Here is a 22,662-nt window from a genome sequence, read left to right as displayed (position 1 = left end):
AATGGTTTGGCGTTTGCCCAGCGCAGAGGCACGCAGCGCCAAAGTTTGCTCTTTACTTTCGGGAAGGCGGATGGGTGAGACCGTTGAGAAACGGCTGGTCTTCGCTGACGATTTTCTTGAGAAAGCTTTTTACCGTCCTAATTCGGCTGAGGTATTGGTGGTCCTCGTGCACGGTGAGCCAGATCGATCGCGAGACGGCGGCCTCGGACGCCAGCACGGGAACGAGCCTGACGTCATCGGCCGCACTGAACGACGGCAACAGGACAAGGCCCAGTCCGGCCGCGGCGGCGTTGTGCTGGGCTATCATGCTGGAGCTTTGAAACACCACCCGGCTCGGCTTGAGCACATCATGCAGCCATCTCACCTCGGAGATGGCGACAAGATCGTCAACGTAGTCGACGAAATCATGCTGATCGAGATCTTGGATTGAGGTTGGTGTGCCGCTTCGTTCGAGATAGCAGGGCGCGGCATAAAGCCGTAGCTGAAACGTCCCGATCGTTTCGGAAATCAGCCGCGGGCCTTTCATTGGCGCGAAGCTTAGCGAGATATCGGCCTCTCGCTTGGTGAGGTTTATGATGTGGCGCTCCGTCACCAGCTCGACGCAGATTTCCGGAAACTCTTTGCGCAGCCTCGGCATACGCGGCGCGAGATAGAAGCTGCCGATGCCTTCCATCGTGGCGACACGAACGTTGCCGCTGGGCACGCCCGCCAACCCCGCCACATTCTCCGCGATCAGCAGAGCATTGCTCTCGATGATCTCGGCGTAGTTGAAGAGTTTTTGACCGGCATCGGTCAATGCAAATCCGTCCGCGCCGCGGTCGAACAGTTTGCAGTTTAGGCTTCTTTCCAGCTCGGCGACGCGGCGGCTAACCGTGGTGTGATCGGCGCGGAGTTTCCTGGCGGCCGGAACGAGCCGTCCCTGCCGCGCGAGCTCGAGGAAGAAGACCAGATCGCTCCAATCGAAGCCGGAAAGGCTCATTTACCCCCAACTTTAAAAGCTCATCTACGACCGAGAGGCGGTCGGGAGCGAACGCTCGCTTCTCAGCATCTAGCATACATTTACGCGCCCAGCAGATGTACTTTTGGGTCAGAAGGCGCCGAAAGGTCGGCGCCCCGGGCTTGAAGCGCGTCCGCATAAGGATCCCGCGGCGCGCTTCGGATATCGTCGCGGAAGACGATCGGCCGGTTCGCCTCCCGATTGACCTCGAGTTTGAAGATGTCGAAGCGATTGTAGTAACCTACTACGTCGTGAAATTGCTTGGGCTCGATGCAATCGGCGAGATCGATATCGCAATAAAGCAGCGTTTCCTCGCCGGAAACCACCGGGCTTACGGGCAAGCCGGATGGGCCGATCACGACCGAGATGGCCCGTGGGGTATGATCGATGATATCGAGGGCCGACGCACCCAGCACGGCCTCCAGCCTCGCCCGCATGGTATCGTCCACGCATGCCGAGGCCACGATATTGAAGGCCTTGGCCTCGAACGAGTGGGCACCCGCCCGGATCCGAATCGCCTGCTCGATGTCGTAACCTCCCGCTTCCCTGGAGGGTCGGGTCGGCCAGATCGGCGGATAGGTGGAGATATGAATCTGCTCGCCTTGTGCCATCAAGCTGTAGCGGGCGAGAGGATTGGTGTTTTCGCCGCAAATCAGCATGCCGATCCGGCCGATCGACGTCTCGACGACGCGTAGACCAGCCCCGTCTCCGCTCGACCAGACCAATTTCTCATAATAGGTCGGAACCAGCTTGCGATGGTGATTGAGCAGCGATCCGTCCTCGCCGATCAGCACGTTCGAATTCCAGATGCAGCCGACGCTCGCTTTCGTCCCTTCGTTGAACCCGATCGAGACGCATATTTCGTTGCGGCGCGCGGCATCCTTCAACCGCGCGATCTCAGGCCCTGTGATTTCGATCGCGCACGAGGCGAGCGACTTGAACAGCTCGTGGGTCAGGATCGGCGCCGCGATCGCGGTCCAGATCGGAAACGCCGGCACGAACGCCTCCGGGAAGACGATCAGCCGCGCTCCCGCCTGGGCGGCCTCGGCGATCAGCGAGCATGCCTTGTCGACCGTTCGCCCGGTATCGAGAAACACCGGGGCGACGTGGGCCGCGGCGACTTTTAGTTTCGGATAGTGATGAATCATCGAGCGTGCTGCTTTGCTGGATCGGGATGGAGGGAAGTGGTCCGGATTATTCTGCCGCCTGCGGCAGGTTCGCCCGCGGAGCGCCGAACAGAATCCGGTTGCGCATCTCATCGAAGCGGTCGTCGGCGGCCGCCTCCGACGTGAAGAGTGAGACGACAATGGCCATGCCGAACGACAACGGCATGGCGATGATCGCAGGATTGCGCAGCGGTACGAACCACCAATTGTTCTCGACCTCCTTGAGCACCTTGCCCAGCAGGTCTACCTGCACGGTCGGAGACAACAGGATCAGGACCAGCGAGACGATGGTGCCAGTCAGAATGCTCGCGACCGCGGCCGGCGTCGTGAAACGTCGCCAGAAAATCGCAAGCACGAGCGCGGGAAAGTTCGCCGCGCAGGCAATCGAGAAAGCAAGGCCCGCCATGAAGGCTACGTTTTGTCCCTCGAACAGCACGCCTAGAACGATGGCGAATAGCGCAATCAGCACGGTCGCACCTCGGGCGACCAACAATTGCTCGGCTTCCGGGCATTTTCCATCTCGCACCACGCTGGCCCAGATGTCGTGACTGAGGGTGGCGACGCCTGAAAGGGTCAGACCCGCAACGACCGCGAGCATGGTGGCGAATGCTACTGCGCAGATGAAACCGAAGAATGCATTTCCCCCCACCGCCAGTGCCAGAAGCGGCGCTGCCATATTGCCACCGCCGCCTGCCTTTGCGACGGCCTCGGGACCGACCAGCACCATGGCTCCGAACCCGATGATGAAAACGAAGAGATGAAAGATGCCGATGATGCCGGTGGCGTGCAGGATCGACATGCGGGCCTCCTTCACGTCCCGCACCGTATAGACCCTCATCAGGATGTGCGGCATCGCCGCGGTGCCGAACATGAGGCCGAGGCCAAGGGATATCGCGTCCCACTGACCGGAGACGACCCGCGATCCCGGTTGCAGAACTCTTGTCCCGTATTTTTCCGCTGCCGCCGCGAAAAGCCGGAGCGGGTTCAGCTCAAAATGCAAGAGGACGAGAAACGCAAGCAATGCGCCGCCCGCCATCAATAGCCCGGCCTTGATGATCTGCACCCAGGTGGTCGCGAGCATTCCGCCGAACAGGACATAGATCAGCATCACGGCGCCGACCAGGATGACGGACCACACATACGGCAAGCCGAACAGCAGTTTGATCAGGGATCCTGTCGCCACCATCTGTGCGATCAGATAAAACAGGATCACCGCGAGAGTCCCGACGGCCGCGGCCATACGAACGGGACGTTGCGCCAAGCGATAGGCGACCACGTCGGCGAAGGTGAATCTGCCGACGTTGCGCAGCGGCTCCACGATCAGGAACATGACGATCGGCCAGCCGACGAGCCATCCGATCGAGTATATCATTCCATCGAAGCCGTTGGATGTAACGATACCGGCGATACCGAGCAGTGCGGCCGCGCTTAGAAAATCCCCAGCCAGTGCCCAGCCGTTTTGCCAGGCCGTGATCTCGCCGCCCGCAGCATAGAAATGCTCGGTGGATTTGGTCCGCCGTGCGGCCCAGTATGTGATGACGAGCGTGAGCGCCATGAAGATAAAGAAGAAGCTGATGGCGAGCGCGTTGTTTCCTTGTGGCATGATCGCCCCCTAGCGGTTGAGCGATTTGACGCCGGGGTCGTACACCCGGTTGGCCCACAGGGCGTAGATCAGACAAAGCACGAACGAGCTCACGATGACGGCCGGTCCGAGAATGATGCAGTAGGAAAGCCCAGGCGCCAGGATCGTACCAAGCCAGGGCTTTTCGAACGCAAAAAGACCCATGAAACCGAAATAGATGATGATCATCAGGGCGCTCAGAATGAGCGCGACCCGAAGGCGCCGATTGGCGAGATCGATGGCGCCCCGGTTGGATCGAAAGTCTTTAGCAGTCATTTTGCCCCCTTTGCCCCGGCGGATCGGACCTTCAAGCCTGCCGGGCCGGATGAACACTGTGAATTTTCAAGAGTGCCCTTGCGGGTTTTCGATCTGGCCGTCCGCCGGCGCCTGCGAAATAGCCGTGTGAGGCCAACGGCAAGACAAACCCATCGGGCCGGTCGCGGCCAGCAGCGCCGCTCTACGGCTCATGCCCTCCATCGAAATCGGCTTCGAACCGCAAGTGCTTGACGCTGCGGCCGTGGCGCCGCACCAGCTTCAAGGCCTCGATCCCGATTTTGATGTGCCGTTCGACAAAGGTCGCGGTCACCGTCTGATCCGACGCCTCCGTCTTCACCCCTTCGGGAATCATCGGCTGGTCGGACACCAGAAGCAGCGCGCCGGTCGGAATATGGTTGGCAAATCCCGCGGCAAAGATGGTTGCGGTCTCCATGTCGATCGCCATGCTTCGCGTCCGACGCAACAGTTCCCGGAAGCGATCATCATGTTCCCAGACACGGCGATTGGTGGTGTACACCGTGCCCGTCCAATAGTCGTGACCGAGATCGCGGATCATGGTCGACACCGCCCGTTGCAGCTGGAAGGCGGGCAGCGCGGGAACCTCCGGCGGCAGGTAATCGTTCGAGGTGCCTTCGCCGCGAATGGCCGCAATCGGCAGGATCAGATCGCCGATCTGGTTCTTGCGTTTCAAGCCACCGCATTTGCCGAGAAACAACACGGCTTTCGGCGAGATGGCACTTAGCAGATCCATCACGGTCGCGGCATTCGGGCTTCCCATGCCGAAGTTGATCAGCGTGATTCCATCGGCGGTCGCGTTCGGCATCGGTCGATCGATGCCCTTGACCAAGACGCCGTGCACCGTGGCGAACCATTCGACGTAATTGTCGAAATTGGTCAGAAGGACATATTGCCCGAATTCAGCAAGCGGCGTGCCGGTGTAGCGCGGCAGCCAGTTTTCGACGATTTCCTTTTTCTCTTTCATTGCCGTTGGACTCACTTGCAGGCGGGTAACAACATAGCACTATCCGCGCGGGTGGATAGAACCGCGCCCCATCAAATGTGAGACAACTGGACCTGCAGTCGCGGGCCAAATACTCGCCAGGGTCTTGCGAATTCCCTGAGCGAGATGCGCGGACTGGCCGCCAGCTCAATCCATGTTCTATAATGGATATCAAAGGAGACGGCTGCACGGTGGGACCAGACAGCCAGTCGCCAAAAAAGAAGCTGTCAATTAGGGAGGCGCAGCATGCTGAAGTCGATCGATCCAATGTTGAATGCAGACGTCCTTTACGCGTTGCGGGCCATGGGCCATGACGACGACCTCGTCATCTGTGACACGAATTTCCCGGCCGACGCGGTCGCCCGTCAGAGCGTGTTGGGGCGGCTGCTGCGGATCGATAACGTAACGGCTGGCCGGGCGGCGCGCGCGATCCTTTCAGTGCTGCCGCTGGATTCCTTTGTCGACAAGCCCGCTTTGCGAATGCAAATCGTCGGCGAGCCCGACGAGGTTCCTCCGGTGCAGATCGAGGTGCAGCGTGAGATCGACGCTGCGCAGGGCGGCCCTTTGCCGATGGGCTCGATCGAGCGATTTGCCTTCTATGAACTCGCGAAGAAATCCTATTGCGTGATCCAGACCGGTGAACGGCGCTTCTACGGCTGCTTCGTGTTCAAGAAGGGAGTGATCGGGCCCGATGCGGCCTAGCGTTACGGGATCAACAACGGCGGTTGCGCCGATATTGCGCCGCCGCATGCACGTCCAGCGCGGCGCTCCTTCTCACGGACAATGATATCTCGCTGCGAGAGCGCGATACCCGGCACCAGGCTGCCTGCGGTTTCGTTGACATTGATCAAGGCTGTTGCATACTCGAACAGGCCTCTGTCACCACCTGTCCGGATATCGCCAATAAGAGCGGAGGACATATGAGTCCTCCGAAGTTCTATCCGCTAGAATAATGGTGCTCAGGCGACCAAAACGCAGCATCAAAAAAACAAAGGGAGGTTCGTGGTGAAACAGCAAGAGTACGATCAGCATCAGAGAATGCGACCGAACCGGCGCACTGTCCTCAAGGGAGCGGCCAGCGCGGCTGCCCTCGGCTCGGCCGGCGCTCTCGGCGCGTTTTCCGAGCGTGCGCTGGCACAGAACAATCTGCGGGCACAGATCCTGCAGATTCCGGGCGTGGGCAAAGGCGCTCCAACCGACGCCGATTGGCAGAAGGTCGGCGAGCTTTGCCTCGGCCCGACCAAGGCGAACGTCAAGGAGGGCGAATTCAAGGGCGTCGAACTCTCGTTCATGGGGCTGAACAACCAGAACCTGCACAATTTGCTGTTCCGCGGTTTCCTGAAACCGTGGGAGGCCTACACGGGCGCAAAAATTTCCTGGATCGATCTCGCTCAGGCTGACTACAACCCGCGACTGCAACAGGCGATCGCGACCGGCACGGTCGACTTCGACATCCTTGAAATGGGCGCCCCGTTCGAAGGCGATGTGTGCGGCAAGGGCCTGGCGTCGGAGATGCCGGACTGGGTCAAGAAGCAGATCGATATCGACGATTATGTGGAATACCTGAAACCGCCGGTCGGTACCTGGAACGGCAAGACGTATCGGGTCACCATCGACGGCGACTGCCACAACTTCAACTACCGGACCGATTATTTCTCCGACGCTGGGCTCGCCAAGGCCTGGAAGGACGCCGGCAACCAGAGCGAATGGGGCGTGCCGAAGACCTGGCAGCAGGTCCAGGCCGTGACCAAGTTCCTCAAGGGCAAAAAGATAAAAGGCCAGAATGCGGTCGGCTACCTCGATGCGCCAAAACCCTGGGGTGGGTTCGGCTTCTATTTCCTCGGCAGCCGCGCCACCGCTTATGCGAAGCATCCGGACGACAAGGCCTGGCTGTTCGATGTCGACACCATGAAGCCGCGCATCAACAATCCGGCCTGGGTTCGCGCCATTCAGGACGTCATCGACGCGCTGCCGTACGAGCCGGCCGATCAGCTCAACGCCGACCCGAACACCACCGGCTTCCAGCAGTTTTTGGCCGGCATCGGCTCGATGATCCCGTGGTGGGGAGATATCGGCCAAGTGGCGAAAGCGAGCGACACCTCCGTCATCGGCGACATCGTCGGCTTCGACATCCTGCCCGGATCGGACGACGTCTATAATTCCAAGACAGGCAAATGGGAAAAGCTCGCCAGCGGTCCAAACCATGCTCCGAACTGCGCCTATCTCGGTTGGGGCATTTACGTCATGGCGCGGGTCGCCTCCGACGAACGCAAGCACAAGGCGGCGTGGAGTGCGGCAGCCCATGTCGGCGGCAAGGATCTGTCGCTGTGGACCGTGATGTATCCGTCCGGCTTCCAGGTTCACCGGACCAGCCATTCCAACATCGACGAATGGGTGGCGGCGGGCTACGACAGGAAATACATCACGTCGTACCTGAACTCGCAGTTCGGCTCCTATAATCATCCGAACCGTGCGGTCGAGCCGCGCATTCCCGGTATTTTCCAGTACTACAGCATCGCGGAGGACGAACTGACCAAGATCTTCGCCGGCCGTGCCGACGCGCAGACCGGCGCCAACGCGATCGCAGCCGCCTGGGAAAAGCTGACCGACCAGATCGGTCGCGAGAAGCAGATCGCGCTCTACAAGGCATCGCTCGGCATGGCGTAGTTTCCCACGCCACATTTCATCGGCCTTCGGCTGGCGCCGCTCGCGGCACCAGCCGAAATTTTCCCGGGGCATCCGGATCAAAATCCAAACCGGCAGAGTGCGATGTTGATGCAGAATTCATCACCGGTGGCGGATGAGCCGCACCACAAGCTCGCATCGCGGCGGCTCCCTGTCAGCCGGAAGAACGCAGGACGCGCGCTCATTGTCCTAGCCTCGCTTGCATTCCTGCTCCTGCTGCTGATCCAGATTCTGCACACGACCGGATCGATCACTGCGGGGTTCGCCGATTGGCGCCCGATCCTCTACGCCTATCTCGTCTGGGCCATTGCGCTCGGTGTCGGGCAAGTCGTGGTCCGCGGCGAACGCGGTTTGCGCGCGCTGTTCCTGCTGCCGGCCGTGTTGTTCACCGTTGCGGTGGTTATTTTTCCGACGCTGTTCGGGATCTACATTGCTTCGCTGGACTGGAATCTCAGCTCGTTCGAAGGCCCGCATTTCAACGGCCTCAACAATCTCATCGGATTGTTTCACGATAATTACTACTGGAACGCGCTTGGCAACATGGTCTTCTACGCGGTGGCCGTGCTTGGCGAGTATGCGATCGCGTTTGGGCTGGCTCTGTTGCTGAACGCCGAGATACGCGGGCGAAAATTCTTTCGCGTCGTTTTCCTGCTGCCTTTGATGCTCAGTCCCGTGGCCGTGAGCTGGATGATCGGCAAGTCGCTGATGGAGTATCGCTTTGGTCCGGCGGCCACGCTGGCCCGCGATCTCGGATGGGAAAATCCGGCGTTCTTCGCCTTCCCCTGGATCGCGCGCTTCAGCATCGAGGCGATGGATGCCTGGGTTTCCATCCCCTTCATCATGATCATGTTGCTCGCCGGCCTGCAGGCGATGCCCAAGGAGGTGATGGAAGCCGCCAAGGTCGATGGCGCGGGTGCGTGGCAGTCGTTCTGGCATGTAACGTTCCCCCTGATGCTGCCGGTGAGCGTCACCGTGCTCATCATCAGGATCATTTTCAAATTGAAGCTCGCTGACATCGTGATCAACGTGACGGCGGGAGGACCAGGCGGCGCCACCGACACGGTGTCGAGCTTCATTTACCGCGTGTACCGCGATCGATCGAATGTCGGGTACGGCACCGGGCTCGCCATGTTCTATCTTCTCATGATCATCGTCTTCCTGACGGTGTTGCTGCGCCTGTCCAGTCGCTGGACGCAGAGAGTTTCGTGAGCCCGCAAGCCGAAACCGGTTTCTGAAGGGAGTTGCTCGATTGGCCATTTTCACCTCGGCGGCACCGCCAGTCCGCAAGTCTCACGCGAAGTCCCGGGCCACCCGGATCTTGAGCCGTGTGCTGATCTACAGCGCGTTGCTGTTCTGGGCGTTCGTCTGCCTGTTTCCGATCTATTGGACGGTCACGACCTCGTTCAAGTCGGCACTCGACGTGACGCAAGGTCACCTCATTCCCTGGCTCGACTTCCAGCCGGATTGGAAAGGCTGGCGCTCGCTCGGGCTGTCGCCGGATTCGATTTTCGGAACCTCCACCGCCCGCGCCGAGTTCATGAGCCGGTTCGGGAACAGCATTATTACCTCGGTCGGCGCATCCATCCTGGCGCTCGTGCTCGGATCGCTGGCTGCCTACGGATTGAGCCGCTTCCGGTACAAATTCGCATGGATGCGCAACGACGATATCCTGTTCTTCTTCATGTCGCAGTTGATCCTGCCGCCGGTCGTGCTGGCCTTGCCGTTCCTGGTTCTCTACAAGGCGCTGTCGCTGCTCGACACGCGATTGGGCCTGATCCTGCTCTACACTTTGACCGTGCTTCCGATCGTGATCTGGATCATGCGCGATCAATTCAACTCGATCCCGGTCGAACTCGATGAGGCCGCCTTCGTCGACGGCCTGTCGGTTTGGGGCGCCTTCTTTCGTATCATCTTGCCGCTCGCGGTTCCCGGAATGGCGGCCGCCTTCATCCTCTCGGTTGTATTGTGCTGGAACGAATATTTCTTCGCGGCACTGCTGACGAGCACGGATGCCAAAACCCTGCCCGTCATGGTAGCCAGCCAAACCGGCTCGCAAGGCATCAACTGGTGGTCGATGGCGGCGCTTTCGACTGCTGCGATCGCTCCGCTCGTGATTGTTGGAGTCTTCCTGGAACGCTACATCGTCAGCGGTTTGACCACGGGCGCGGGCAAGTAGGGCGTCAATCGTCTTCAAGATCTCCGTCGTCCCCGGCGTGAGAGATAGATTCGCGCCGCGTTGCCGCCGAAGATGTCTGCCTTTTCGTGCTGCGACAGATCAGCCAGCAAGGTTTCCGTGGCAGCGAACCATTTTGCATAACCTCCCGCCAGATTGACCACCGGCCAGTCGCTTCCCCACAGCATGCGTTGTGGCCCGAAGCACGCAAGGACATGATCCACCGCCCGGCGCAGATCCGCGATCTGCCAGTCCGGTGCAGCCTCCGTCACCAGTCCCGACAGTTTGCAGACGATGTTGGGGTGCTCAGCAAGCAGCGCGACATCGCGTTGCCATGTCGCAATCTCGCCGGTCGCAAGCTGCGGCTTGCCGCAATGATCGAGCACGAATTGCAGATCGGGATGGCGGCCGATCACTTGCAGGAGTCGCGGCAAATGCCGCGGCAGCACCAGCGCGTCAAATACCAGGCCGCCTCTCGCCATCGCTGTCAGCAGCGGCGCCAATCCCGGACCAAGCAGCCAATCATCATCGGCGATGTCCTGCACCATTGGCCGCAGCCCCACCAGTAGCTTCCGCGCGGCCAGCGCATCGATACGCGCCACGGCGTCGGCTGCGTCGAAATCCGTCCAGCCGACCACGCCGCGCACGACTTCTGCGTTGTCAGCAATGTCGAGCAGAAACATTGTCTCGGCCTCGGTCGGCGCGGCCTGCACCAGGATCGTTCCCTCGATGCGGCTTGCGGAGAGATGCGGCGCGAGGTCCGCGAGGGAAAAGTCGCGATAGATCGGCGCCAGGTCGGGCGTCAGCCAGCCGTAATCGCCGCGAGCAAGAGTCCACACATGATGATGCGCATCGATCCGCATCAGCCGGTGACCGATGACGGAACCGGCGCATCCGCGTCGAGCAGGTGCTGCGCCTTCAGATCGCTCCAAAGCGCTGACGGCACTTGGCTTGCGAGTGCAGCCACGTTGCGCTCGACCTCCTGCGGATGTTGCGCTCCGAGCACGACGCTGACGACAGCCGGATGGCCGAGGGCAAAATGCAGCGCCGCGGTTGGCAAGGCGACGCCATGGGCTGCACAGACGCGTTCGATCTCTTTAACCTTTGCCAGGATGTGAGGTGGCGCGTCCCTATAGTTGTATTTGGCGCCGGGAACTGCGCCGGTTGCCAGAATGCCCGAATTGAAAACGCCGCCGAGCAACACACCGATGCCCTGCCTCTCGGCCAGCGGCAGGAAGTGCGCCAGCGCCGGCTGCTCCAGCAGCGAATAGCGCCCGGCGAGCAGCATGGTGTCGAACGATCCGGCTTGCGCGAAACGCACGCACATCTCGGCCTCGTTGACGCCGATCCCGATGCCCGCGACCACGCCCTCTGCGCGAAGCCGGTCGAGCGCGACATAGGCCCCAGTCATCGCTTCGCGAAACCGGTCCTCGATCGCCTCCAGGCCATGGGTCCAGACATCGACGTCGTGGATCAACAGCAGGTCGAGCCGGTCGGTGCCAAGCCGCAACAGCGACTGCTCCACCGAACGCATGGTGCCGTCATACGAATAGTCGACCACCGCGCGGTGCGGCTGCCCGCCGACAAAGCCGGAAGCGTCGCTGGGCGCGTGAAACGGATCCATCCAGCGACCGACCTTGGTGCAGACCACGATGTCCTGTCGCGGCACGCGCCGGATCGCCGTCCCGCAGCGATGTTCGGCGAGGCCGCGGCCGTAAAGAGGAGACGTGTCGAGCAGGTTGATGCCGAGCTCGAATGCGCGCTCGACCGCGGCGATGGCAGCGGCGTCGTCCAGCCGCGCGAAGAGATCGCCAAGCGGCGCGGTGCCGAACCCGAGAGCCGAGACCGAAAGTCCGGTCCGGCCCAGCATCCGCCGCGGTATTGTGGACAGCGCAATCATATGTGGCTCAAGAGATATCGTAGACCAACACCTTATCCGCGATGCCGCTCAGCGCCACGTGTCTGAGCGTTGGCGTTAGCCCGTTGGTCTCAAGCAGGGCCCGGGCATGCACATTCTCCACCACCGATTCCGTCACCACGATCGAGCGTGAGTCAGCAAGGCCCTGGACGCGCGACGCGACGTTCACAGTCTGGCCAAAATAGTCCTGCTGGCCATTGAGTGTGACCGCGAGGCATGATCCTTCATGGATGCCCATCTTCAGGTGCAGGCTCTGATGCTGACGCTCGGCGCCGAGATCGCTCATCGCCTCGCGCATACGGATCGCAGCGGCGATGGCGCGGTCAGGTGTCTCGAAGGTCGCCATCACGGCATCGCCAACGGTCTTCACGACGGCCCCCCTTTCGGACGCGATAATCTCCTGCAGCAGCCTGAAATGCTCGTTGACGAGATCGAAGGCGACGAGGTCACCGACGCGCTCATAGAGCGCAGTGGAGTCCTTGAGATCACTGAACAGGAAAGTCAGGCTCAAGATCTTGAGGCGCTGGCCGATGGCGAGCGTTTCGGTCCGGTAGATGTCGCGAAAGGTCTGATTGGTGAGGAGACGCTTTGCAGTGAGAACGGGCTTGCGTCGCTTCAGGAGGTCGTCCAGCACCTGGTTCGCCACCCACACCGCCGGTAATACGCGACTCTCGGTGCGGTTTTCCAAAGCCAGGCGCAGTGGCCCGGGGCGCAAGGCAACGGTGTCGACGGGAACATCGACCTTGTTGAAAATCACGGACAGGTTCTGGCGATCGCTCGCCTCCTCGCCGCCGACATCAAGGAACTGGGCCGTATGCGTCACGGGATCGAACACGATCAACGTGCCCTTCGGCAATTGTAATGAAAGGATGGCCCTTTCTCCTGGCGGCAAGTCAACCATTTCGAGCGTGACCTCGCGCAGCAGCTTCTCCAGATCGGCTGGAAGATCGATGGCCGAACTCCAGAAGATCTGGCGATAATATTCGGCCGCGGACAATTCGTCGGGACTGTGGGCCGCGATCTTCCGCACGCGCGGGCTTACCGTGAAGGTCACCTCGACCAAATTGTCGAGCGTCGTGTCATAACCCGCAGCGCAGAAAGCGCAACTATACTGCGCCCGATCCAGGGTCTTCAGGCTTTTATTGGCGGAAAGAACACCGGCGCAACTTGGGCACATGACATTCCATGTCATCTCGAAAATGCCGAGCCCCACCGCATTCAGCAGCGCCGCGATGACCCGCTCCTCGTCGAGGCCTTCGCTAGCCGCGAGATCAAGCGCGTTCATCTTGTTCAAGGCATGATCCGGGGCATCCCGCACCATGCGCTCGAGCATGTCCACCACGTCGTCGTCGGCCGACTGACGCAGGGCCACAAACAAAGTCTCGGCGTCGTTCATGCGACAATGCTACACGAAAGCAGGCAAAGCGGAAACCCCGCGGACCCATCCCTTGTGCGTACCGAAAACTTGAACCCGGACGTCATGGCGATGAAGTCCGACAAGGATGGGTGCGATTTGATGCTTGCGGCCGACTGAACGAGCGAGAGACTGGCGCATCTTGGTCCATCTGCGGCCGCCACCCGAGTGCCCACCGATCTTGCAGCGCCGGTCTTCGACCCGACCCATGATCGTTGGATATGGCTTCGCGATCTCGCCGCGTGTTTCGCGCGAGGTTTGCAAGAACTTCCCGCCCTCGGAGATCAGAGGGCGCAGGGAATGCCGGGCGCCGATGCGCCCGCAGCCGCGCGTGTAGTGTAGTAAACACGCGCGTTAGTCACCACGGTCACACCGGAATCACCCGGCATTCCCCGCGCAATGGTTTTAACCGCTACTTCGTGCTCTCCCCGGCGACCGGGCTTTCTTGCCACCGTCGCCCCTGAGAAGCTTGCTTCTCAAGAACTTGACACCAGCGTCGGGGCGTCAGGACCACACGACTTCGCCGTCCGCATCAGCATCATTCGTCCGCGCGCTATTCGCGCGCCTGACGCTGCCGCGTCCACCGCATCCCGCCGCCTACGTCCGTGACGATCGCGAAACGCCCCTCTGTGTGGGACGGGATGGCGATATTAGTGAAGTGATTTGCGTGAGAACGAAACAGGAATATTTTTGCAAAGGGGGCTAGACAGCCAAATGAGTGATTTGCCCGTCGGGCAATCGTGGCAGGCTCGCGAACCGAATGGGTGGTCGGCCTCTAGGACGGCTCACGGCGTTTTGAATTTGTCGTATGGCTATTTTCCAAATTCTCGTTGGTTTCGGTTTGTCGATGCCTATTTTGGAAAACAGCAGATTCACGAGACGCCGAGCTCGGCGGCTCGGACGCCGAGCACGATGGGTCGGAGACCCTCAAGGCACGCGTCCTCCAACCCGAACAGGGCGAGCCGTCGCATACAGTAGGGGTGGCAGCCGGGGAGCGTTCGTCGCGCACGGCGCTTCTCGTCGGCGCGAACGATTTGGAGAAAGGCTCAACGATGTGCCCTAAGATCTACCAAGGCACCCTGCCCGTCGATCTGGTGGAAGTGGGTTCAAATAGCGGCCGTCGCTGAGGCACGCGGCGCTAAGGCCCTACTTGGAAAACCAGCATGAGCCGCGACGGAGTATTCGTTCGAAGTGCACCCACGGTGCTTAGGGCCTCGCCGGCAATGATCGGCCATCATGGGCACCGGGGAACCATTCATTCAACGCTCGATGGAATGGTAAATCAGTCCCGGCAGGTTGCTTGGGCAGGTGGCAGCGCTACAGCGCACGAAATCCAATCATTGGTTGGCGAAGCGGACGTGATGGCCAGGGCGGTTGAGCTGCATTTCTCGTGGAATTCGGGCTGCATCAACGCGGAGGCACGATCGGGCGGTAAGATCTGGTACGACGAAAACAGGCCGAGCTATGCGTACATTCTTCCGCCAGGCACTCTCGTCGCGTTTCGAGTGAAAGAGGCTCGCGAATTTCGAAATTTGTCAGTGGAATTGGAGCGGGACTTTCTTTTGGGTGCCGCAGGCTTTGAAGGTCCTGTGAACTTTGGCATTAGCGAAACGTGGGACTACAGGGATACGTTGAGTTGGCAACTGGCTCGCGTGATCTATGACGAGTGCTCCAACGGTGCGCCGCAAGGCATTCTCTACACGGAAACGGCGGCCACGCTCTTGGCCATGCATCTCATCCGCAATCTCTCGACCGTCACTCCCCCGCTGAAGGAGATCCGGCGCGGGGGGCTCCCGCCGTCACGTCTCCGCCGCGCGTGTGATTACATGATGAGCGGCTTAGGAGAGGATATCTCGCTGCAGGAAGTGGCGGCGAGTGTAGAGCTGTCGACAGGCCATTTCTCAACGGCATTCAAGCAGTCGTTGGGTATAACCCCCCATGCATGGGTGCGCCGTCAGCGGATCGACCGGGCAAAGGCCCTGCTCCATGATGCCAACCTGAATCTGACCCAGATCGCGATCATCCTAGGCTATGCCAACCAGAGCTCCTTGGGTGTTGCATTCAAGAGAGAGACCAGCGCTACACCAACGCAGTGGCGAATACGCAAGATGGTTTGAGACTTCCGGACACCGACAAGACTTTCATCCGTCGCGCGCGAATCGCTCGCTCCCTTACGGGGCTCTCCTCCCGCCAGGATTTCGCCTAATGGCTTTCAGTAACCCATGCAGGCTAGTCAATTCGCTCGACGTTGTTGCGTTTACACGCCTTTAAGGAGAAGCCGATAGCGGCCCAACTATCGCCGTCTTTCTTGGACCCGCGAGCTGGGCAGTTTTCCTGCTTAACGAGAATGGCCGGAGGGTATGCTCGCCGGCCGCTGGAGTTGATTTCGATGCGTCCCTTCCTTTAGGGGCCGCATGAGCCTGCGTCTGTGTCCCGATCCTAGCGCATATCCCACCGCATCCGGCTTCGCCGGGCAAGTGTGCGACCTGTGCTTCAAACAGATCCCGGAACCCTTCCAGATCTAATCCGAGGTCTGAATTCTCTGCAGGTACACGTTCAGCGCGAGACGCGTGCCAGCCCGCATCGAAGACCGCGAGTCGTGGGCCGACGCATTCACCTCCCTACACCGGATCTTGGGGACGATGGTTTATCGCTGTCTCTGACGAAGCCCCGGAGTTTCTGACGAGTCAGCCAACGTTGCCAATCTACATATTCCGGAAAGCAAGTGTCTGCTCCAGATCGTCGCCTGACCGTTTTGTTTCGAGGGAGATTTACGATGTCAACCATCAAGCGCGCCGCACTCAAAGATTCAGTCATTGCGTCACCGATGGTCGCTTCCCCGTCGCGCCGCCGGTTTCTGATCGGCAGCGCTGGTATTGCCGTTGCCGCAAGCCTGCCGGCAGCGACGATGGTTGCAACTTCCGAGCAGGCGAACGCCTCGACCCATTCCGACCCAACGAAAGGAAACCGAAACATGGGTAGCTTCACAACCAAAGACGGCACGCAGATTTACTACAAAGATTGGGGCACCGGGCAGCCGGTGGTTTTCAGCCACGGCTGGCCGCTCTCCGCGGACGCCTTCGAAGACCAGATGTTCTATCTTGCTTCGCACGGATATCGCTGCATTGCGCATGACCGCCGCGGCCACGGGCGTTCGAGCCAGCCGTGGACCGGCAACGACATGGACCACTACGCCGACGACCTCACTGAACTCGTCCAAAAGCTCGATCTCAAGAGCGCCGTCCATGTCGGTCACTCCACGGGCGGTGGCGAAGTTGCCCGCTATATCGCTCGCCACGGCACGAAGCGCGTGGCCAAGGCAGTCCTGATCGCCTCCGTACCGCCGCTGATGCTGAAGACGCCCGCCAATCCGGGTGGCCTGCCGATCACGGTGTTCGATGGGCTACGCGCCAGCGTTGCCGCCGACCGTTCGCAGTTCTGGAAGGATCTCAGCCTTGCATTCTACGGTTACAACCGACCCGGCGCGAAGGTCTCGGAAGGGGTGCGCGAATCATTCTGGTTGCAAGGAATGAGGGCGGGCTTCCCTGCCGCATACTTCTGCATCAAGGCGTTCTCCGAGACGGATCAAACCGAGGACCTGAAGAAGTTCGACGTACCGACGCTCATCATTCAGGGCGACGACGACCAGATCGTGCCGTTCGCCGACGCCGGCCAGCTCCAGTCCAAGCTCATCAAGGGCGCGACCCTGAAGGTTTACAAGGGCGCCCCGCACGGCCTGTGCACGACACACAAGGACGAGGTGAGCGCCGATCTGCTTGCGTTTGCTGAACGCAAGGAAGCGCACAAGGCGGCCTAGGCCCGCCGCATACGTTCAGCCTCAGCGCGCCCCGTTCCCGATGCTCGCGCTGATGGCCGAGCGTAGCGACGTCGAACGACTAGCGGAGGCCGCTTCCTGTTCGATGCTCAGTACTGCACCAACCTCACCATCTGAGCGCCTCCGGCAAGTTGAGCGGCGCCTCGCCGATCGACCGCGCCTGTCGTCCACGAAGATCGCAACGTGCGATGCGTATGGCTGCCTCCGCACCCTAAAGCTTAGCAAGCCGTGACTTTTCCGCGCAAAAATTTGATCGCGCCGAAGTGGTGATCACCCCGCGAGGACGACTTTGCCAAACGGTCGTTCCTCAATCAGATGGCGCAAGGCTTCGCCGGCCTCGCCGAGGTGATAGACCCGCTCGACGATCGGCTTGACCGATCCGCTGACGATCAGCGGGATGATGTCCCGCCACGCAGTGGCGATCGCGGTCGGCGATTGGGCGAACAGAGAGAAGCCGGCCATCCGCGCCCGTTTCCAGATCAGGTCTGTCACATCGATGGTGGTTTTGCGCCCGGCGGAATAGCCCAACGTGATCAGAACACCGCCGAGACCGAGGCTGCTCAAAGCCTCGCTGGTCACGGTCCCGCCGATGCTCTCGATGACGATATCGACGCCGCTGCCGGCCGTTATCCGGCGAGCGCCCTCGGCGAGACCTTCCGTGGAGAGATCAATCACGTCTTCGAAGCCAAGCTCGCGCGCCCTGGCGGCTTTCACCGCGCTGCCGGCGGTCGAAATCACCTTGCCGGCGCCCTGCGCCCGCGCAAGCTGATAGGTCGCGTTGCCGACCGACCCGCCGATCCCCGGAGCCAGCACCGTCATGCCCGGCTTGAATCCGGCCAGCGTCAACGTGATCTGCGCCGTCAGATAGGCCACCGGAAGGCTGGCCGCGACGACGTCGTCGATCGCGTCGGGCACGAGCGCCAGATCTTCGGGCCTCACCAGCAGCCATTCTTGCCACGCGCCATTCTCACCGACGCCGTAGGGTCCCGTGAACATCACGCGGCTTCCCACCGCGAGACCGGAGTCGCCGGCATCCTCGATGACACCCGCGCCCTCGTTGCCGAGCACCAGCGGCGCCTTGGCCCGGGGATGTCCTCCCGACAGGACCGTGTATTCGAGCGGCGTGACGCCGGCGGCTGTGACGCGAACCAGCACCCTGCCCCTTGCGGGTTGCGGCTTGGGCAATTCGCTCTGCCGCAGCCCGCCATAGCCCGAGAAGGTTTTCGCCTCGATCGCACGCATCGCCATCCTCCATAAAGTGACGGACCTGTTCAGTAGATGTCGAGCGGCTGCTTAGCCGTCGAGCCAACGGCAGATGTTCGCGACCGTATCCTGGTAGAAGCGCTCGTACAGCCCGCGTGAGACGTAGCCGATATGCGGCGTTGCCAGCAGGTTCGGCAGCGCGCGGAACGGATGGTCGAGCGGCAACGGCTCCAGGTCGAAGACATCGATGGCTGCGCCGGCGATCTTTTTGTCTTTAAGCGCCGCAACGAGATCGGCCTCGACGACGATCGGTCCACGCGAGGTATTTATCAGGCGCGCCGTTGGCTTCATGAGCGCTAGTTCCGCCGCACCGACGAGGCCGCGCGTCCTTCCACTGAGCACCAGATGGACGGAGACGACATCCGCCTTTTGGAACAGCTCGTCCCTCGAGACGAGTGTGGCGCCCACTTCAGCCGCGCGCTCGGTCGTGAGATTCTGGCTCCACGCGATCACCTTCATCCCGAAGGCGTTGCCAATCCGTGCCACCGCACCGCCGACATTGCCGAGACCCAGGACACCGAGCGTCCGCCCGGCCATGTCATCACCGACCGACTGCTGCCATCCGCCGCCGCGCAACGAGGTATTCTCGGTGACGAGATCGCGGGCACTGCCCAGGATAAGTGCCCAGGTCAGTTCGATCGTCGGCGCCGAGGTGTAGCCCGTATGAACGACCTGCACGCCCCGCTCTTCTGCAGCCTTGAGATCGATCGAGGCATTCCGGGGCCCCGTCGAGGCGATCATGCGGAGCTTGGGCAAGCGCTCGATGATGGTGCGCGTCATTGGCGTGCGCTCGCGCATCACGCAGACAATGTCGAATGGCTGCAGGCGCTCGACGACGGCGTCGGAGTCCGCGAGATGGTCGTTAAATACAGTGACGGTCGCCCGCGCTTCCAGCACCGACCAGTCCGCGAGCGAAAGAGCGACGTGCTGGTAGTCGTCCAGGACGGCGATTCTAAAGGGCTCTTGCTTGGAAGACATCGCGTGCCGCTCGCTACCAGGCCCACTGGGCAGCTTCCCAGTGGTATGCGGTGTTGTATCGGACGACATGTCCAATAGCCGGGAATGGAAAATGATAGCCCATCACCATGACCTGATCAGTCGCGACGCGGTCCAGAATGGCCTTGCGCGACTTGATCGCTTGCGCGGGGTCGTAGTCGAAGACGGGCGTCCAGTCGGGGTGCTGCAAACTCGTCACCGGGTTATGGGCGATGTCACCCATATGCATGAACTGCTCCTTGCCCGAGGTGAACAGGATTGCGGCATGGGACGGCGAATGTCCCGGCGCCGCAATATAGTTCACGCCGCTCGCGATTTCGCCGCCCTGCTTCACGAACCGGGTTCGGTTGGCGACCGGTGGCAAGTTATCTCGAGCTGCCCCAATCGTACCCTTCTTGAACTGGTCGGGCATCGGCGAACTGTTGACCTCGCTTTCGTAACGGCTGCCGGTCCAGTAGTTCCACTCCGTATCGACAAAGACGAACTGAGCCTTCGGAAACGCCAGCGCGCCCGATTTCTTCACAAGGCCGCCGATATGGTCCAGATGACCGTGCGACATCACGACCAGATCTATAGTCTCGGGCGCGATTCCGGCCCGGCGCAGGTTCGCTTCGAGCCCGGGAAAGCTGCCGTAGGATGGGCCGAGTCTCTCACCAAAGCCGGAATCGACAAGGATGCGCTCCCGTCCCGTGTCGACCGCCAAGATGTTGTTCGTGGCTTGGATCACCGGCTGCATGAAGTTTGCCTTCAACACCGGAGCGAGTTCAGCTTCAGAGGCGTTCATAACGAGGATCGGCCGGATCGGTATCTGCCCATAGCCATCCGAGATCACGGTCGCCTGGAAGTCGCCGATCTTGAAGCGATAGAAGCCATCGCCGTTTAGGGGTTCCGCGCCGGCTTGACGGGCGCCCTCCGACTGGGCCGAGGCGGGGGTGAGCAACGGCGTTGCCGTTGCAGCAACAGCCAGTCCGGCGCCGGCACGAAATACGCTGCGACGGGTTAGGGTCGTCGGGGGCTTAATCATGTCGATCTCCAAGGTGAAGGCGCTGCGTGCCAGCGCGGAGGCGGTAGCGTTCGCGAAAGGTATAAAACACAATGTCGTTCACAATTGTCTTTGTCAATCTACTTCGGCAGAAGGTCAAGCCTCTACCATCCGAGCTTGAGCATGACACCTCGCATTGAGGCTAATCCATTGAATTAACGCCTGATAGCGAGCCCGTCATGCTTCTATGCACCCCAGCCTTGAGCCAGCATTCTGACCGTGATTGTCGATTGTAAACGCAATCGTGATGTATTAAGTCAATGCCCGTGGCGGCAACGAATCGAGGAGCAAGCTTTTGGGCGTGTCGAGAGAACAGGCTGCGGAAAACCGCCGCGCGATCGTTGCCGCGGCGACGCGGCTATTCAGAGAACGCGGAGTGGAGGCCGTCGGGCTGAACGAACTGATGAAGCATGCCGGCTTTACGCAAGGTGGCTTCTACAACCACTTTGAGTCGAAGGCCGCCCTGGTTGCCGAGGTGCTTGCCTCGGCAATCGCTGAGGGGAATGCCGAGTTCATCAAAATCGCAAAGGCGCCCGTCGATGAGTCCACCACCGCTCTTCGGCACTACATAAACTGGTATCTGTCGCAGGCCCACCGCGACGATATCGACCACGGCTGCCCCGTCACTGGATTTGCTGGCGATGCTCCTCGCTTGGGCGCCGAAGCACAGTCGCATTTCGCCGGCGGATTGGACGATCAGATAACGATCCTGGCTGGGCTGATCGCCGAGAGCGGATCTTTGGCTGTGGCTGGCGAGCGTAGGACGTTACGCGAACGGGCGATCAGCTTGCATTGCGAAATGCTGGGTGCGCTGGTCCTGTCGCGGTCTGTCGCGCAGGCCGCGCCAGCGCTTTCGAACGAGATGCTGGAGAACGTTAAGCGAGATGTACTCGCATCTCTCGATGAGGGTTCGGGCCGGGCTCCCAAACCGCGAAAGAAACACTAGGCAGATCTCGTTCGGGTGAGTGCTCCCGAATACGGTGATGATCGAGCACAAACTAAATGCAGGCTAAGCGCATGGATCCTACCGCAAACGAAGGCGTTTCCGCTTTCTCTGGTCTTAAGTACTTCAGAGCGCTCATGGAGGGGTCCATTGCGCGTTCGGCGATGCTCGAGCTTTTCGATATCAACATCGAGGCTGCCGAGCCTGGGCTCGTCGTGCTAACCGCGATACCGACGGCAGAGCACTACAATCCCCTGGGATTCGTCCATGGTGGTTACGCGGCCGTCCTGCTCGATACCTGTATGGCAGCAGCCATCGTAACTTCGCTGGAGCCAGGCCTTTCCCCCGTGACGCTCGAATACAAGATCAACTTCACAAGACCGATGTCCGCCGATACGGGGGTCGTCCGTGGGGAGGGCAAGACGCTACATGTCGGTCGGCAGATGGCCATCGGCGAAGGCAGATTGCTCGACGCGAAGGGTAGGCTTCTCGCCCACGGGACGACCACCTGCCATGTCGTGCGGGAAGGAGTTTCCTGAGGGAAGTTTACGCAGCGCCAGCCCTTCGCGATAACAACGGCCGAGCTGCCGTACTGACCAAGCGCTACCATCGAGTGAGCGGGACCGTAAAAAATCGAAAGATCGCGAGCAAAAATCGTATGACTTTTGGTAGCGGGAGAGGGACTCGAACCCCCGACCCCAGGATTATGATTCCCGTGCTCTAACCAGCTGAGCTACCCCGCCACGGCGTCCGTCGTCACGGCTCTATATACCGCGGTCGCGAACGCGCGGCATATAAGAAGTAGCCCTTGGGCATGTCAAGCAAAGCAGCCTCGGTCCTGATGTCTCAGAACCGAGGCTTTAACCCTGTGTTTGACGCGTTTTCTTCACGCGAACCGGTGCCCACTTCGCTCGAAAACGCTTTGTCGCGCCAAGTGCCTGTAAACCGCGCTTATTTCGGCCGCACGCTCGGGTCACCGCCGGGGCTGCCAGGCGGCCGGATCACCGGCGTGTTGCCGCTATCCGGCGTCGGCGCGCGGATTTCGGGGTCTACGCCCGAGGGCGGGCATAACACGCCGTCGGATCTTGCCAGTTTGTCGCCGAGCACCTCTCTGCTTTGGCCGGTCGTCGTGCCTTCAGGCACGGCCCCGTGCGGCGTCGCCGGCTGCATCGGCGCGCAACCGCCCGCACGCGACGGCAGCGGCGGCGCGGTCTGGCCCTGCGGCGTCTTGGGCGACGGCGGGGCTTGCGCGCTGGCTGCGCCGGACGCGGCCAGCAGAACACTTGCGAGAAGGCTGACGGATCTCATTGACATGCGGGAAAAACGATCCGCA

The 22,662-nt window shown here is 60.9% G+C and carries 21 protein-coding genes and 1 tRNA gene; 8 read left to right on the top strand and 14 right to left on the bottom strand.

Annotation, left to right across the window (positions count from 1 at the left end; translation table 11 throughout):
* Positions 1-52: 52 nt before the first annotated feature.
* The 5 genes from B5526_RS26845 to B5526_RS26825 form a co-directional block, all read right to left on the bottom strand.
* The gene (locus B5526_RS26845) at positions 53-979 is read right to left on the bottom strand and encodes a LysR family transcriptional regulator (RefSeq protein WP_079542820.1); all 927 of its coding nucleotides are present in this window, start codon (positions 977-979) and stop codon (positions 53-55) included.
* An 80-nt stretch (positions 980-1,059) separates the two neighbouring features.
* The gene (locus B5526_RS26840; protein WP_079542819.1) at positions 1,060-2,145 is read right to left on the bottom strand and encodes a carbon-nitrogen hydrolase family protein; all 1,086 of its coding nucleotides are present in this window, start codon (positions 2,143-2,145) and stop codon (positions 1,060-1,062) included.
* A gap of 46 nt (positions 2,146-2,191) precedes the next feature.
* A complete protein-coding gene (locus B5526_RS26835) occupies positions 2,192-3,766 on the bottom strand; it encodes a solute symporter family protein (protein WP_079542818.1) in 1,575 nt (524 codons plus the stop codon).
* Between the two features lie 9 nt (positions 3,767-3,775).
* Positions 3,776-4,060, bottom strand: a complete 285-nt coding sequence (locus B5526_RS26830; protein WP_079545444.1) for a DUF485 domain-containing protein — start codon at positions 4,058-4,060, stop codon at positions 3,776-3,778.
* A gap of 181 nt (positions 4,061-4,241) precedes the next feature.
* Positions 4,242-5,042 (bottom strand): AMP nucleosidase, encoded by an 801-nt coding sequence (locus B5526_RS26825; RefSeq protein WP_079542817.1) that lies wholly within the window; start codon positions 5,040-5,042, stop codon positions 4,242-4,244.
* A 264-nt stretch (positions 5,043-5,306) separates the two neighbouring features.
* Between B5526_RS26825 and B5526_RS26820 the strand changes: the two genes are divergently transcribed.
* Positions 5,307-5,762 carry an RbsD/FucU family protein gene (locus B5526_RS26820; protein WP_079542816.1) on the top strand — a complete coding sequence of 152 codons (456 nt, stop codon included), beginning with the start codon at positions 5,307-5,309 and terminating at the stop codon, positions 5,760-5,762.
* Positions 5,763-5,764: 2 nt separating this feature from the next.
* On the opposite strand, the gene B5526_RS37970 is transcribed toward B5526_RS26820, so the two are convergent.
* Positions 5,765-5,980: a hypothetical protein gene (locus B5526_RS37970; protein ID WP_154071475.1), complete on the bottom strand. Its 216-nt coding sequence runs from the start codon at positions 5,978-5,980 to the stop codon at positions 5,765-5,767.
* Between the two features lie 118 nt (positions 5,981-6,098).
* Here B5526_RS37970 and B5526_RS26815 point away from each other — a divergent pair, with 118 nt between their 5' ends.
* From B5526_RS26815 to B5526_RS26805, 3 genes are all read left to right on the top strand, one after another.
* Positions 6,099-7,727, top strand: coding sequence for an extracellular solute-binding protein (locus B5526_RS26815; protein WP_154071760.1), 1,629 nt, complete (start codon positions 6,099-6,101; stop codon positions 7,725-7,727).
* A gap of 108 nt (positions 7,728-7,835) precedes the next feature.
* The gene (locus B5526_RS26810) at positions 7,836-8,954 is read left to right on the top strand and encodes a carbohydrate ABC transporter permease (protein WP_079545439.1); all 1,119 of its coding nucleotides are present in this window, start codon (positions 7,836-7,838) and stop codon (positions 8,952-8,954) included.
* Between the two features lie 106 nt (positions 8,955-9,060).
* Entirely contained in the window at positions 9,061-9,921 is an 861-nt protein-coding gene (locus B5526_RS26805) for a carbohydrate ABC transporter permease (protein WP_244562404.1), read from the top strand.
* Positions 9,922-9,935: 14 nt separating this feature from the next.
* Here the strand turns inward: B5526_RS26805 and B5526_RS26800 are convergent, their stop codons facing one another.
* Genes B5526_RS26800 through B5526_RS26790 form a run of 3 tightly spaced genes read right to left on the bottom strand, consistent with a single transcriptional unit; the run spans position 9,936 to position 13,232 of the window.
* Positions 9,936-10,781: an amidohydrolase family protein gene (locus tag B5526_RS26800; RefSeq protein ID WP_244562067.1), complete on the bottom strand. Its 846-nt coding sequence runs from the start codon at positions 10,779-10,781 to the stop codon at positions 9,936-9,938.
* The gene (locus tag B5526_RS26795) at positions 10,781-11,818 is read right to left on the bottom strand and encodes an aldo/keto reductase (protein WP_079542815.1); all 1,038 of its coding nucleotides are present in this window, start codon (positions 11,816-11,818) and stop codon (positions 10,781-10,783) included. Before B5526_RS26795 ends, B5526_RS26800 begins: the two co-directional genes overlap by 1 nt.
* A gap of 7 nt (positions 11,819-11,825) precedes the next feature.
* The gene (locus B5526_RS26790) at positions 11,826-13,232 is read right to left on the bottom strand and encodes an adenylate/guanylate cyclase domain-containing protein (RefSeq protein WP_079542814.1); all 1,407 of its coding nucleotides are present in this window, start codon (positions 13,230-13,232) and stop codon (positions 11,826-11,828) included.
* A gap of 1,181 nt (positions 13,233-14,413) precedes the next feature.
* Between B5526_RS26790 and B5526_RS26785 the strand changes: the two genes are divergently transcribed.
* Both B5526_RS26785 and B5526_RS26780 read left to right on the top strand, forming a co-directional pair.
* Entirely contained in the window at positions 14,414-15,367 is a 954-nt protein-coding gene (locus tag B5526_RS26785; RefSeq protein WP_079542813.1) for a helix-turn-helix domain-containing protein, read from the top strand.
* Positions 15,368-16,224: 857 nt separating this feature from the next.
* Positions 16,225-17,067: an alpha/beta fold hydrolase gene (locus B5526_RS26780; RefSeq protein WP_079545431.1), complete on the top strand. Its 843-nt coding sequence runs from the start codon at positions 16,225-16,227 to the stop codon at positions 17,065-17,067.
* 288 nt (positions 17,068-17,355) lie between these two features.
* Here the strand turns inward: B5526_RS26780 and B5526_RS26775 are convergent, their stop codons facing one another.
* The 3 genes from B5526_RS26775 to B5526_RS26765 are packed head-to-tail and all read right to left on the bottom strand — an operon-like array spanning position 17,356 to position 20,380.
* The gene (locus tag B5526_RS26775; protein ID WP_079545428.1) at positions 17,356-18,327 is read right to left on the bottom strand and encodes a quinone oxidoreductase family protein; all 972 of its coding nucleotides are present in this window, start codon (positions 18,325-18,327) and stop codon (positions 17,356-17,358) included.
* 51 nt (positions 18,328-18,378) lie between these two features.
* Complete coding sequence (locus B5526_RS26770) at positions 18,379-19,395, bottom strand: D-2-hydroxyacid dehydrogenase family protein (RefSeq protein WP_349642746.1); 1,017 nt, start codon at positions 19,393-19,395, stop codon at positions 18,379-18,381.
* On the bottom strand, positions 19,340-20,380 hold the full coding sequence (locus B5526_RS26765; protein ID WP_154071474.1) for an MBL fold metallo-hydrolase: 1,041 nt from the start codon (positions 20,378-20,380) through the stop codon (positions 19,340-19,342). The genes B5526_RS26770 and B5526_RS26765 overlap by 56 nt, the downstream gene beginning before the upstream one ends.
* 307 nt (positions 20,381-20,687) lie before the next feature.
* Here B5526_RS26765 and B5526_RS26760 point away from each other — a divergent pair, with 307 nt between their 5' ends.
* Together B5526_RS26760 and B5526_RS26755 are read left to right on the top strand one after the other, a co-directional pair.
* Complete coding sequence (locus B5526_RS26760) at positions 20,688-21,332, top strand: TetR/AcrR family transcriptional regulator (protein ID WP_244562403.1); 645 nt, start codon at positions 20,688-20,690, stop codon at positions 21,330-21,332.
* 71 nt (positions 21,333-21,403) lie between these two features.
* A complete protein-coding gene (locus tag B5526_RS26755) occupies positions 21,404-21,868 on the top strand; it encodes a PaaI family thioesterase (RefSeq protein WP_079545425.1) in 465 nt (154 codons plus the stop codon).
* A gap of 127 nt (positions 21,869-21,995) precedes the next feature.
* On the opposite strand, the gene B5526_RS26750 is transcribed toward B5526_RS26755, so the two are convergent.
* Both B5526_RS26750 and B5526_RS26745 read right to left on the bottom strand, forming a co-directional pair.
* A tRNA-Met gene (locus B5526_RS26750) sits at positions 21,996-22,072 on the bottom strand.
* A 208-nt stretch (positions 22,073-22,280) separates the two neighbouring features.
* Positions 22,281-22,637: a hypothetical protein gene (locus B5526_RS26745; protein ID WP_079542809.1), complete on the bottom strand. Its 357-nt coding sequence runs from the start codon at positions 22,635-22,637 to the stop codon at positions 22,281-22,283.
* Positions 22,638-22,662 lie beyond the last annotated feature (25 nt).

Origin of the sequence: Bradyrhizobium lablabi, assembly GCF_900141755.1 — a bacterium.
Taxonomy (GTDB): domain Bacteria; phylum Pseudomonadota; class Alphaproteobacteria; order Rhizobiales; family Xanthobacteraceae; genus Bradyrhizobium; species Bradyrhizobium lablabi_A.
The sequence above is the reverse complement of the archived record's forward strand: the minus strand, read 5'-3'. Positions and strand labels throughout refer to the sequence as shown.

Coding starts and splice junctions, on each gene's coding strand:
- B5526_RS26845 (WP_079542820.1), bottom strand. CDS start 979: ATGAGCCTTTCCGGCTTCGATTGGAGCGATCTGGTCTTCTTCCTCGAG.
- B5526_RS26790 (WP_079542814.1), bottom strand. CDS start 13,232: ATGAACGACGCCGAGACTTTGTTTGTGGCCCTGCGTCAGTCGGCCGAC.
- B5526_RS26800 (WP_244562067.1), bottom strand. CDS start 10,781: ATGCGGATCGATGCGCATCATCATGTGTGGACTCTTGCTCGCGGCGAT.
- B5526_RS26835 (WP_079542818.1), bottom strand. CDS start 3,766: ATGCCACAAGGAAACAACGCGCTCGCCATCAGCTTCTTCTTTATCTTC.
- B5526_RS26755 (WP_079545425.1), top strand. CDS start 21,404: ATGGATCCTACCGCAAACGAAGGCGTTTCCGCTTTCTCTGGTCTTAAG.
- B5526_RS26780 (WP_079545431.1), top strand. CDS start 16,225: ATGGGTAGCTTCACAACCAAAGACGGCACGCAGATTTACTACAAAGAT.
- B5526_RS26825 (WP_079542817.1), bottom strand. CDS start 5,042: ATGAAAGAGAAAAAGGAAATCGTCGAAAACTGGCTGCCGCGCTACACC.
- B5526_RS26810 (WP_079545439.1), top strand. CDS start 7,836: ATGCAGAATTCATCACCGGTGGCGGATGAGCCGCACCACAAGCTCGCA.
- B5526_RS26820 (WP_079542816.1), top strand. CDS start 5,307: ATGCTGAAGTCGATCGATCCAATGTTGAATGCAGACGTCCTTTACGCG.
- B5526_RS26815 (WP_154071760.1), top strand. CDS start 6,099: ATGCGACCGAACCGGCGCACTGTCCTCAAGGGAGCGGCCAGCGCGGCT.
- B5526_RS26795 (WP_079542815.1), bottom strand. CDS start 11,818: ATGATTGCGCTGTCCACAATACCGCGGCGGATGCTGGGCCGGACCGGA.
- B5526_RS26770 (WP_349642746.1), bottom strand. CDS start 19,395: ATGTCGTCCGATACAACACCGCATACCACTGGGAAGCTGCCCAGTGGG.
- B5526_RS26785 (WP_079542813.1), top strand. CDS start 14,414: ATGAGCCGCGACGGAGTATTCGTTCGAAGTGCACCCACGGTGCTTAGG.
- B5526_RS26775 (WP_079545428.1), bottom strand. CDS start 18,327: ATGCGTGCGATCGAGGCGAAAACCTTCTCGGGCTATGGCGGGCTGCGG.
- B5526_RS26840 (WP_079542819.1), bottom strand. CDS start 2,145: ATGATTCATCACTATCCGAAACTAAAAGTCGCCGCGGCCCACGTCGCC.
- B5526_RS26745 (WP_079542809.1), bottom strand. CDS start 22,637: ATGAGATCCGTCAGCCTTCTCGCAAGTGTTCTGCTGGCCGCGTCCGGC.
- B5526_RS26830 (WP_079545444.1), bottom strand. CDS start 4,060: ATGACTGCTAAAGACTTTCGATCCAACCGGGGCGCCATCGATCTCGCC.
- B5526_RS37970 (WP_154071475.1), bottom strand. CDS start 5,980: ATGTCCTCCGCTCTTATTGGCGATATCCGGACAGGTGGTGACAGAGGC.